The 11,271-nt window shown below is 52.8% G+C and carries 11 protein-coding genes and 1 tRNA gene; 8 read left to right on the forward strand and 4 right to left on the reverse strand.

The window, feature by feature from the left end; translation table 11 throughout:
- The first annotated feature begins 48 nt into the window (after window positions 1-48).
- The 5 genes from DB48_RS13600 (at window position 49) to DB48_RS13620 (ending at window position 5,101) form a co-directional block, all read left to right on the forward strand.
- Window positions 49-537, forward strand: a complete 489-nt coding sequence (locus DB48_RS13600) for a nitrous oxide reductase accessory protein NosL (protein ID WP_041510777.1) — start codon at window positions 49-51, stop codon at window positions 535-537.
- Complete coding sequence (gene nosD / locus DB48_RS13605; RefSeq protein WP_052813790.1) at window positions 515-1,870, forward strand: nitrous oxide reductase family maturation protein NosD; 1,356 nt, start codon at window positions 515-517, stop codon at window positions 1,868-1,870. The genes DB48_RS13600 and nosD overlap by 23 nt, the downstream gene beginning before the upstream one ends.
- Window positions 1,867-2,790 (forward strand): ABC transporter ATP-binding protein, encoded by a 924-nt coding sequence (locus DB48_RS13610; protein WP_041510778.1) that lies wholly within the window; start codon window positions 1,867-1,869, stop codon window positions 2,788-2,790. Before nosD ends, DB48_RS13610 begins: the two co-directional genes overlap by 4 nt.
- Entirely contained in the window at window positions 2,790-3,638 is an 849-nt protein-coding gene (locus DB48_RS13615; RefSeq protein ID WP_041510779.1) for an ABC transporter permease, read from the forward strand. The genes DB48_RS13610 and DB48_RS13615 overlap by 1 nt, the downstream gene beginning before the upstream one ends.
- A 182-nt stretch (window positions 3,639-3,820) precedes the next feature.
- On the forward strand, window positions 3,821-5,101 hold the full coding sequence (locus DB48_RS13620) for a winged helix-turn-helix domain-containing protein (protein ID WP_041510780.1): 1,281 nt from the start codon (window positions 3,821-3,823) through the stop codon (window positions 5,099-5,101).
- Between the two features lie 50 nt (window positions 5,102-5,151).
- Here the strand turns inward: DB48_RS13620 and fre are convergent, their stop codons facing one another.
- Together fre and ubiD are read right to left on the reverse strand one after the other, a co-directional pair.
- Complete coding sequence (fre, locus tag DB48_RS13625) at window positions 5,152-5,850, reverse strand: NAD(P)H-flavin reductase (protein ID WP_041510781.1); 699 nt, start codon at window positions 5,848-5,850, stop codon at window positions 5,152-5,154.
- Between the two features lie 134 nt (window positions 5,851-5,984).
- Entirely contained in the window at window positions 5,985-7,466 is a 1,482-nt protein-coding gene (ubiD, locus tag DB48_RS13630; RefSeq protein WP_041510782.1) for a 4-hydroxy-3-polyprenylbenzoate decarboxylase, read from the reverse strand.
- 179 nt (window positions 7,467-7,645) lie between these two features.
- On the opposite strand from ubiD, the gene DB48_RS13635 reads away from it, so the two are divergent.
- Window positions 7,646-8,113: a hypothetical protein gene (locus DB48_RS13635; RefSeq protein WP_235375404.1), complete on the forward strand. Its 468-nt coding sequence runs from the start codon at window positions 7,646-7,648 to the stop codon at window positions 8,111-8,113.
- A gap of 46 nt (window positions 8,114-8,159) precedes the next feature.
- Here the strand turns inward: DB48_RS13635 and lepB are convergent, their stop codons facing one another.
- Window positions 8,160-8,843 (reverse strand): signal peptidase I, encoded by a 684-nt coding sequence (lepB, locus tag DB48_RS13640; protein WP_041510784.1) that lies wholly within the window; start codon window positions 8,841-8,843, stop codon window positions 8,160-8,162.
- Window positions 8,844-9,006: 163 nt separating this feature from the next.
- On the opposite strand from lepB, the gene yjjG reads away from it, so the two are divergent.
- Window positions 9,007-9,684: a pyrimidine 5'-nucleotidase gene (gene yjjG, locus DB48_RS13645; protein ID WP_041510785.1), complete on the forward strand. Its 678-nt coding sequence runs from the start codon at window positions 9,007-9,009 to the stop codon at window positions 9,682-9,684.
- Between the two features lie 11 nt (window positions 9,685-9,695).
- Here yjjG and DB48_RS13650 read toward each other — a convergent pair whose 3' ends face one another.
- A complete protein-coding gene (locus DB48_RS13650) occupies window positions 9,696-10,187 on the reverse strand; it encodes a type IV pilin protein (protein ID WP_041510786.1) in 492 nt (163 codons plus the stop codon).
- A gap of 189 nt (window positions 10,188-10,376) precedes the next feature.
- Between DB48_RS13650 and DB48_RS13655 the strand changes: the two genes are divergently transcribed.
- Window positions 10,377-10,467, forward strand: a tRNA-Ser gene (locus DB48_RS13655).
- Window positions 10,468-11,271: the final 804 nt, after the last annotated feature.

Below are 11,271 nucleotides of genomic sequence, written 5' to 3' on the forward strand. Positions count from 1 at the left end.
AGCTCAGCCCCTGTGTGACAGGGGCTGATTATCCGTTTAGGAGACACAATGAGAGCCTTTATCTTCATTTTTATTTGTTCCTTGTTTATGTCGGGGTGCGGCGCGGCCGAGAGCGACACTCATAGTCACGCGAGTCTGATGATCGACGCCCATGAACGTTGTCACATGTGCGGCATGATGGTGAAGCAGTATCCCGGCCCTAAGGGGAGCCTGCATCTTAAGGGGGGAGAGCTGCAACCTAAGTTCTGTTCGACCCGTGACATGTTTATGTTTGCCCTGCAGCCCGAGAATCGACGTCAGGTCGAGACACTTTGGGTGCACGATATGGCGGCAACAGATTGGCAGTATCCGGACGATGAGCATTTCATCGATGCTACCAAGGCCTGGTATGTCTATGGATCCAATCGTAAGGCGGTGATGGGTGTTGCCGTAGCTCCTTTCTCAACTCTCACTGCGGCCGAAGAGTTTGCCCGCCAGTATGGCGGCGCCGTGTTCAAATATGACGAGATCACTCTTGAGTTACTTTCGACTGACTAAGCAACGCCTTTGGCCTGTGTTGGCTCAGTCATTGGGCCTGTGCCTGTGTGGTTTACTGTTTATGGCGCCAGTGCTGGCACAATCCAGTGGCGGGACTCGGCACGTCACAGTGGTGGACAGCGAGACGTTACACTCGGCGTTGGCCTCCATGCCCCAAGGCGCAGAGATACGGCTAAAACCTGGGCTCTATCGGGGGCACTTTCACATCGAAAAGCCCCTGACCCTCATCGGCGCGCCTGGCGTGGTGTTCGATGCTCAGGGAGTCGGTTCGGCAATCGTGGTCAGTGCGCCGGGGGTAAGTATTACCCGGGTGACAGTGCAGCACTGGGGGCAGGATCTCTATGAGAAGGATGCCGCCATTCGCCTGATGCCCGGCGCAAACGACGTGGCGATTATTGCCAATCGCCTTGTCGGTCCCAGTTTCGGTGTTTACGCCAGCGAGGTGAGCGACCTTAGGTTGCTGGATAATCAAATACAGGGAGATGAGCAGACATTTTTGCTGGATCGCGGCGATGGGATTCATCTGCTGAAGGTGAATCATCCTACTGTTCGCGGCAACCGTATCAGCAAGGTGCGTGATGGTATCTACCTTGAGTCGGGTATAGGCAGCCGCATCTATAGCAATCATCTCTCCAATCTGCAGTATGGCCTGCACTATATGTATACCCAACAGGATGAAGCCATGGACAACCTGGCGACTCGGGTGAGTGGTGGTTACGCCCTGATGAACTCGCAGGGTATTCATTTGATCGCAAACACAGTGCAGCACGCCCAGGAGTTTGGGGTGCTGCTCAATCTTACCCATGACGCCAAGATCCAAGCCAATCAGATTGAGGCGACCCAGATGGCCAATAGTGTGGCTGGCGATCTGTTTAGCGAAGGCAAAGGCTTGTTTGTATACGGCGCTCAACGCAATCAAATCATCGGCAATTCAGTTACAGGTAATCAGATTGGCATCGCCATGGCGCTAGGCGGTGAAGACAATGCCGTTTATCAAAACCAGTTTTTAGCGAATACGACCCAGGTGCGCTACGTGGGGGAACAGCGAGTAGAGTGGAGCTTTCAAGGCCGGGGAAATTACTGGAGCGACTATCAGGGCTGGGATCTCGACGGTGATGGTATAGGCGACAGTCAGCATCTGCCCAATGATAATTTGGATCGTCTGTTTTGGCTGTATCCGGAGGCAAGGTTTTTAATGGAGAGCCCCATAGTGAAGTTACTGAAATGGTTGGATAACCAGATACAAGACGAGCATTCTGCGGGCGTGGTAGACAGCTATCCTCTGATGGTGCCGTTAAATGCTTTCGTGCCGCATATCGGGGAGGCACTATGAGTCAGATAGCGGTGAGTGTGAGGCAGGTGAGTCATTTCTTTGATGAGCGCTGCGCCCTGAATGAACTGAGTTTCTCGCTGCCGAGCGGCCAATTGATGGCGCTCTTGGGCCATAACGGTGCGGGCAAGTCGACGCTGATCAAGATGATTCTAGGCCTATTGCGTCCTACCTCGGGCGAGGTGAGCGTATTCGGGCGTGCGGTGACGACATCGGGTGCCATGACTGAAATAGGCTATCTTCCCGAGAACATTAGTTTTTACGACAAGTTAACCGGCCATGAGGTACTGAGTTATTTTGCGGCGTTAAAGGGGATCTCAAAACAGACTGTGAATCGGCTGCTGGAGGAGTTTGGCCTGGCTTATGCGCAGCACAAGTCGGTTAAGGACTACTCCAAAGGGATGAAACAGCGCCTGGGATTTGCTCAGGCTATTCTGGCCCGGCCCAGGTTGCTGCTGCTGGATGAGCCTACTGTGGGGCTCGATCCGCAGGCGTCGCAGTTTATCTATCACAAGATCAAACAGCTGGTTACACAGGGAAGTACGGTGATTGTTTGTACCCACGAACTACAGCTGGTGGAATCGCAGCTGGATCTGGCCTTAATTCTCGGCAGAGGGCGCAGACTTGCCTTCGGTACGCTCGACGAACTGCTGCACAGCGGCAACATGAACCTACGCGTAGAGCATCCACGCCTGGATAGCCTGGTAGCGACCCATCCCCTATTAAAATCTTTTTACGCAGACGGCGGCTTAAATTGTCCTGTCTCACAACGTGAGGTGTTGATGAAATATCTGATCTTAGAGTGCCAACTGTATGATGTTAAGGTGAGCACCCCGGATCTGGCGCAGGTGTACCATGCCAAAATGGCTCAGATGCAGGTTTTAAACGAGCTGGGACTGAGCCTGACACCGGGAGATATCTGATGCTGACCATAGCTAAGCGGCCGAGCCTCGGCCTCATCTGGGTGATCGCGAACAAAGAGCTGAAAGACAGCCTCAGAAATCGTTGGGTGCTGGTGGTTTTTGCCATCTTCTGGGTCTTGGCGTTGAGCATGACTTTTGCCGGCAGCGCCGTCAGCGGCACGCTAGCCTTACCTAGCCTAAGTAGCGTTATCGCATCCTTGACCACTGTCTCTGTGTTTATCATCCCCCTGGCGGCGATTTTGCTCAGTCATGATGCCTTTGTGGGGGAGGAGGAGGCGGGCACTCTCTGCTTACTGCTTACCTATCCGGTGAGTAAGTCGCAGATCCTTGTCGGTAAGTTGCTGGCCCACTGTACGGTGACATTTGCTGCCATTACCAGCAGCTACGGCAGTAGCGCCGCAATCTTGATGCTGTTTGGTCGTGGTGAGGCCTGGGAGGAGATACTGTCGGCCTTTGTGCTCTTGATTGCCAGTAGCTGCCTGCTGGCAACAATCTTCATTCTGATCAGTTACCTGGTGAGCCTGAAATCGGCAGAAAAGGCCAGAGCGGTAGGGAGTCTATTGGGACTCTGGTTTGCCCTGGTGCTTATCTATGATCTGCTGCTGTTGGCGCTCTTGGTGGCCGATCTCGGCTATGGCAGCCAATGGTTGGTCAACCTGCTTATCTTGCTAAATCCAACCGATCTCTACCGCGCCATTAACCTGGTGAGTGCTGGTGCCCCTCTGGGAAGCCTTGGACTGCTGGCTCAGTATGAGTGGAGCTTGCCGCTTTTGCTGGGGGCCTGCGTTGCCTGGCCATTGCTGCTTCTGTTTTGGACTCGCCGCGTATTTATCACCAAGTTAGTGTAGTGCTTAGCCGCAGTATATTGGGGCAGGGTTTTGGGCGGTAGTTCACATTCTTCGTGGCTGCCTGAAATCCTGGCGCAGTATTTGAGTGAATAATCACGTTAATTTTGTAGGGACATTAATAAAATATCAAAGATAACAATAAGATATTTCTAATTGATGATTAGGAATTATTGAGGTGTCAGGTGTTAAAAATTACGCCATATCTTGAGTTCGATGATGAGGCGCACCAACTGCATGATCGCACCTGTGGTGCCACCATAGGGCTGAGCTTTTCCGAGTCGGCGGTGTTGGCGCACCTATTGTCTCAGCCTGATGCCATCTGTGATAAAGAAGCGCTGATCGCCGTTGGCTGGCCCGATCGTGTGGTGGCGGCGACCTCGCTGACACAATGCATCAGCACTCTTCGCAAGAAGCTGGAGCCTTTCCCCGAAGTTCAACTGAAAACGGTCGCCCGGCGTGGCTACCAGCTACATGTCTCACCTAAATCCCGTGTCACCATGCTGGCGGTGACTGATGCAGAGTCGATCAAAGATGCGCTGATCGATGTTTCCTTGATGGTTAAGATTAGCGGCATCTTGATTGTGCTGGGGATTGTGGCCACCCTCTGGTATCAGAGTGATTATCATAAGGTGATGAAACATGCGGCCAAGTGGGTGTCAGGCAGTGAAATCAATCTGAACATAGGGGGAACCAAGCGGCCACTGACGCTGATCCACCCTAAAGGGGTCGATAGTCTACATCCTTCCAATTGGCAGAAGCATATTGCGCCCGAGAGCAATAGCATTGAGGGATTTAATCATTTTGGTGGTTTCGCCTTTACCGATGGCACCCACTATTCGGTAGCGGTATGCGACCTGGGTGACAACGGCGAGTGTCGCCGAGATAAGATCATCAATTTGACCGAAATCGACCTGAAGCCTGCCGGCCTCAACATGGTGGAGTTTGTCGAGCTGAGTAAGCGCATGGAAGATAGGATCCGCTACAACCGTATCCTGATCCCCCCTAGCGAGGCCGAAGGTGAGCTGGTGGAACATCACTACAATGGTGATATTTATTTTCCGGTGGCAGACGAGTTGCTGGTACGTGCCGACTTAGGGATCTCCCTAGTGTACGACAAACCTCTCAGTGGTAAGTTTTACTCCCGCGCCTGTATTACGGATCAGGACTGCCTGACCACGCCGATTAAGTATCAGATCCGCGGCGAGTTCGAGCAGTATCGTCAGCAGCTTGGTCAGCTGGATGTGGATGTCTTTTATGTTAAGGTCAGGCAGAAAGATCTGATCATGCCAGAGGTGGTGAGTGACTCGGCGATGCACTTCTATCGTGAGATTCGTAAACATAATATTCGCGACGAGGAGCTGTTTTACATGCGAATACATGCCGACAACGGCACTGCGGTCTGGGTGGTGCCATTGCTTGGCAGTCTGGTCGCCTGGACCAAGTATGAGAAGGTAGCCCTCTGACGGTGAGGGCATAAGCCCCGACCTTAAAGGTCAGGGCTAGCGCGATAGCATTACTTGATGAAGGCGAAGGCATCGCCGTAGAGGTGCTGCTCTTCGACGCCTATCTCACGGAACACTTCGCGCGCCGCGCCGACCATGTCGAAACGACCGGCGATATAGATGTCATAGCCGTTGAGGCTGACATAATCTTGCTTGATCTGCGCCAACAGGTTGGCCGTCTTGCCTTGCCACTCTGGCGTCGACTCTTCTACCACTGGCACGAAATGTAGCCAGGGGTGATCCTGATGCCACTGGCGTGCCAGCGACTCATAGTACATGGCGTCTTGATTACGACAGCCCCAGTAGAGGGTGGTCTCAACATTCTGCCCAAGGGCGATCGCCTGTTCGACTATGCTCTTGATGTAGGAGAAACCTGTGCCGCCGGCGATCAGCAGGCGGGGTCTATGGCTGTCGGTGCGTAGGAAGGCTTCGCCGCCCGGCGCTTCGATGTCGATATATTCGCTCTGCTGCAGGCGCTCGACCACCTGCATGGGGTAGCTCTCGCTGACGGCGGCACCTATGTGCAGCTCGATCTGCTCCTGGCCTGGCGCAGAGGCGATAGAGAAGGGACGTTTATCTTTTTCACCCATTACGACGCAAAGGTACTGACCAGCCTTAAATTCGAAGCTGGTTTCTGGGGTTAATGCTACCTGATAGACGGCATCATTAAAGGCGGTAACATGTTCAACTTTACAGCGTATGGTGTTCATTCGTTTTCCTTTCAGACCCTCTCTGTGGAGGTTTAGCTCCTTTGAATACCTGATTAAATTGTTCAAGTATTCAAAGGGTTAACTTCTTTGATTTATTTTTAAAATTCAGACGATTAGTTTATGTCTGATATTGATTATAGCGTTGGCGCTTCGTCTATGCCCAGGTCATCCCAGATCGCATCGATCCTCTGTTTGACCGCTTCGTCCATGACGATAGGGGTGCCCCATTCGCGATTGGTTTCCCCTTCCCACTTGTTGGTGGCATCCATCCCCATTTTAGAGCCGAGTCCGGCAACCGGGGAGGCGAAATCCAGGTAGTCGATAGGCGTGTTGTCTATCATCACGGTATCGCGCTTGGGATCCATCCGGGTGGTGATGGCCCAGATCACATCGTTCCAGTCGCGGCAGTTGACATCTTCATCCACTATGATGATGAACTTGGTGTACATGAACTGGCGCAGGAAGGACCAGGCGCCCATCATCACCCGCTTGGCATGTCCCGGATACTGCTTGCGGATGGAGATCACCGCCATGCGATAGGAGCAGCCTTCGGGCGGCAGATAGAAGTCGACGATTTCCGGATATTGCTTGCGCAAGATAGGCACGAACACCTCGTTCAGTGCCACACCCAACATGGCGGGCTCATCGGGTGGCCTGCCGGTGTAGGTACTGTGATAGATAGCGTCGCGTCTGTGGCTCACATGGGTCACGGTGAAGACAGGGAACTCGTCGGTCTCGTTGTAGTAACCCGTGTGATCCCCGTAGGGCCCTTCTTCGGCCATCTCGCCGGGCTCGATATAACCTTCGAGGATGATCTCGCTGGTGGCGGGCACTTCGAGATCGCAGCTCAGCGCCTTACACACCTCGGTGCGTTCGCCGCGCAGTAGACCGGCAAAGGCGTACTCGCTCATGGCATCGGGTACTGGCGTCACGGCGCCAAGTATGGTCACAGGATCGGCGCCCAGGGCCACCACCACGGGATAACGTTCGCCGGGATGCTGCGCCTTAAAGTCTTTGAAATCCAGCGCGCCGCCGCGATGATCCAGCCAGCGCATGATCAGCTTGTTCTTGCCCAGCAATTGCTGGCGGTAGATCCCCAGATTCTGGCGTTTCTGTCTCGGTCCCTTGGTGATGGTGAGTCCCCAGGTGACCAAGGGGGCGACATCGCCGGGCCAGCAGTGCTGAATGGGCAGCTTGGTGAGATCCACCTCATCGCCACTGACCACAACCTCCTGACACGGAGCATTGCGTACCGTCTTGGGTGGCATGTTTAGCGCCTGCTTGAACATGGGGATCTTGGCGATGGCGTCTTTAAAGCCGCGTGGCGGCTCGGGTTCCTTGAGGAAGGCCAGCAGCTCACCCACATCGCGTAGGGCGAGCGGGTCTTCTTTGCCCAGGGCCATGGCGACGCGTTTGGGAGTGCCAAATAAGTTAGCCAATACCGGCATGGTCTTGCCGACAGGATTTTCAAACAGCAGCGCCGGGCCCTTGGCTCTTAGCACACGATCGGCGATCTCTGTCATCTCCAGATGGGGATCGACGGGGTGGCTAATGCGTTTTAGCTCGCCATTGGCTTCGAGGTGATCGATAAAACTGCGTAAATCCTTAAAACTCATTTGGAAATACTCGCGTTGAGAAAAATGTGATATGGCGCGCACTATACCATTTATGGGCGTTATTCCCAAATGCCTTACACCGGCTTTGCGACCCCGGCATGGCAAGATTTTCAGGGCGTATAATTAAGGGTAAGATGCGGTGAATCTCTCGGGCATGAGGTGGCAAGATGAGGCTTAATGTGAACCCTTTATTACTCCTGGCTGGGCTGTTGTGGCTTGGTGCCTTGCCGCCGATTGCTACCGACGCTTGGGCGCTGAAGACAGACAAATATGAGCTGAATCCATACGTAGGTCTAGGGTGGGGCTATCGCCCTGGTTGGCATCGGGACTTCTATGACCCTTGGCGCTGGCAAGTCGGTATAGGCACAGGTTTTCCCTACTGGCGCCATGGCTACTGGCGCAATGACTGGGGCTACTGGCGAGACGACTGGCGTTACCCCTATCGCTATCAGCCGCGTAAGCGCCGGGAGCCTAAACCTATCGCACCACCACAGCGGGTGACCACTAGCCTTGCTCAGAGCGATGCGATTCATAGCCTGCCAGCCAATGCCAGAGTGAAGGTGAAGGACGGTAGGACGGTATACGAATGGCAAGGCGTTGAGTATGTCTACGACTGGAATAGCGACAGCTACCGGATTGTAAAGTAGGCGCCGCGGCTTAACTCTTTAGGCTTTAGGCTTTAGGCTTTAGGCTTTAGAGTGGCTGCAACCAACGCTCTGGCCGGAATAGGTAGTAGTGTTCCGGGTCGTTGGAGAAGGCGACTCTATGGGCCTTGCCGGTGATCTCTTCGCGGGGGACGAAGCCGATGACGCGGGAGTCGGCGCTGGCGTCGCGATTGTCACCAAGGGCCAGGTACTGCCCCTCGGGCACGGTCACAGGACCAAAATTGGCAAGTCTAGACGGTTGGGCATTGAGCCTGATGGTGTGAGGCTTGCCTGGAAGGACTTCTTGCCGTTCGCTATAGGCTTGTTTTTCTGTGCCAAAGACTTGCTGCTCGTCAGTGTTATTGGGCGTCTCTTGGTAGCTTAAGGCCTCACCATTCAGGTAGAGGCGATTGTTGCGCATGGCCAGTGTGTCACCGGGCAGGCCTATGATGCGTTTGACCAGCTTCTTGTCGGCCACGGCCGAGTCGAAGGTGATGATGTCGCCACGCTCTGGATCCGCCAGCTTCATCAGGCTGATATGGGTAAAGGGCAGACGCAGATCGTAGGCCATCTTGTTCACCAGTATGCGATCTCCCTGCACTATGGTGGGCAGCATGGAGCCGCTGGGGACATGATTCCAGTCGGCGACGGCACTGCGAAACACCAGCATCAGGCCGATAAACAGGATGAACTGGCGATGTTGTTTTATAGAACGAATCACTTTTTTTAGCATACCAACTCCTTGGAAAGTAAAGTGTCTTGCAGAGTCAGACGCTTGTTTGCCCGAGTGGTTCCAACCGCATTAGCGTATAAGCGTAAGCAAATATTTTTGCTCTGCTCAGCGTGGCATTGATATAGTGCATCCACTTGTCCTGAGGCCATCCCATGGAGAGAGAATGAAGTACCAGTGGATATTATTTGACGCCGATGAAACCCTGTTTCATTTCGACGCCTTTAAAGGATTACAGCTGATGTTTTCGCGTTTCGGTGTGGACTTCACCCTTAGCGATTTCGAAGAGTATCAAACGGTTAATCTGCCTTTGTGGGTGGATTATCAAGACGGCAAGATCAGCGCCCGCCACCTGCAGGTGACTCGTTTCGAGCGTTGGGCCGAGAAGCTCTCTGTGACCGCCGAGCATCTCAACGCGGCGTTTCTTTCGGCCATGGCCGATATCTGTACCTTGTTGCCCGGCGCCGCCGAGCTAGTGGACGCCCTCTATGGCAAGGTGAAGATGGGGATCATTACCAATGGTTTCACCGACCTGCAGACGGTGCGCCTAGAACGCACCGGCTTGCTGCATGCCTTTTCGCCCGTGGTGATCTCCGAAGAGGTTGGCGTTGCCAAACCCGACGTGGCGATCTTTGAACACGCCTTGTCGCAGATGGCTCATCCCCCCAGGGAGCATGTGTTGATGGTGGGGGATAACCCTCATTCGGATATTCAGGGTGGGCTCAATGCCGGGTTCGATACCTGTTGGCTGAACCCTGCCAGTCAGCCCGCACCCGAGGGGATAACGCCACACTATCAGGTGACTTCACTCACCGAGCTACAACACCTGCTGCTTAAAGGCTAATTCAATTCGGGCTAACAGCCTGAATCGACAATCTCGAAGGTCGGGCCCTGGGTAGTACTCAGGGCCTGAGTGTATTTGAGGTAGCAGTTTTGGCCGCTGGATTTCCTGCTTGGGTGCATGAAGCGGATAAAAGGCTCGGCCTTGTTATTGTGAAAGTACCAATCGGCCGGATCGTCGGCATTGAATACCGCATCGGCAAAGGTGGCTTCTAATAACAGTGCCCAGGCGTGGGCCGAGTCGGCGGAGGGGTAACCATAGGCAAGCTCGACCAGATCGCCGTTGAGGCTGATATTGGTGCTGGCCTGAGTCTGCAGGTTTTCCAGGTTCGCCTTGGTGAAGACCAGGGGCAGGGTGCCGCTCATCTCCCCTTTGAGTCCCTGAAGGGCTGCAACGCGGGCATCGGACTGGATATTGATGAAGCGTGGCAGGGCTATCGTTGCCAGAATCGCCAGTATGATCACTGTGATGACAAGTTCAATTAGGGTAAATCCGTTAGGTTTCATCTTGCTACCTGCAGTTTTCTTTGTGTTTATACTACACCCTGAGCGAGCATTTTATCCCCTAAACAAGCTTAAAAAGGTTGTTTTTAACGCATTTGTTGTCGAAAAATGCCTTAATGGATTATTTGTTGCTCAGTTAGTGAAATTTAGGCTTTACATTTAAAGTCCATTTCCTTACTATTCTCGGCGTTCGGAGAGATGGCAGAGTGGTCGAATGCACCGGTCTTGAAAACCGGCACGGGTTTATAGCCCGTCTAGGGTTCAAATCCCTATCTCTCCGCCACATTAAGAAAAAAGGCTTCCAGAAATGGAAGCCTTTTTTCGTTCTAGCGAGTAAATACTTAAAGACTGACTATCGGGATCACTTGAACCCAGGGTTCCTAATGTTTAGATCCGGCTATCCCTCTGCCACATTAACCAAGCCCGCTTTATAGCGGGCTTTGTGCTATCTAGCATATAGCATTTGAGTCATAGCCGGGTTCCTAATATTTAAATCTGGCTATCTCTCTATCACATTAAGAGAAAAGGCTTCCAGAAATGGAAGCCTTTTTTCGTTTTAGCGAGTAAATGTTTAAAGACTGACTATCGGGATTATTTGAACCCAGGGTTCCTAATGTTTAGATCCGGCTATCCCTCTGCCACATTAACCAAGCCCGCTTTATAGCGGGCTTGGTGCTATCTAGCATATAGCATTTGAGTCATAGCCGGGTTCCTAATATTTAAATCTGGCTATCTCTCTATCATATTAAGAGAAAAGGCTTCCAGAAATGGAAGCCTTTTTTCGTTCTAGCGAGTAAATACTTAAAGACTGACTATCGGGATTATTTGAACCCAAGGTTCCTAATGCTAATGCCTTTCAACAGAGTGCCCGACTATCTCTTTGCCACTTTAAGAGGAAAGGCTTCCAGAAAGGGAAGCCTTTTTTCGTTCTAGCTTTCGAGTGCTGGGCACTGCCTTGTCGGCGCTTTTCATTCTGTCCTATGGAGCCGTGTTATACCAATCACAGTAAACATGTGATCAGAAATAGCGCAGGAAAAACGCTTGAGAACAAAGCAGGATTTTTAGATAAGTAGTTATTCTACAATTA

The organism is Shewanella sp. cp20 (assembly GCF_000832025.1).
In the GTDB taxonomy this organism is placed as follows: Bacteria; Pseudomonadota; Gammaproteobacteria; order Enterobacterales; family Shewanellaceae; genus Shewanella.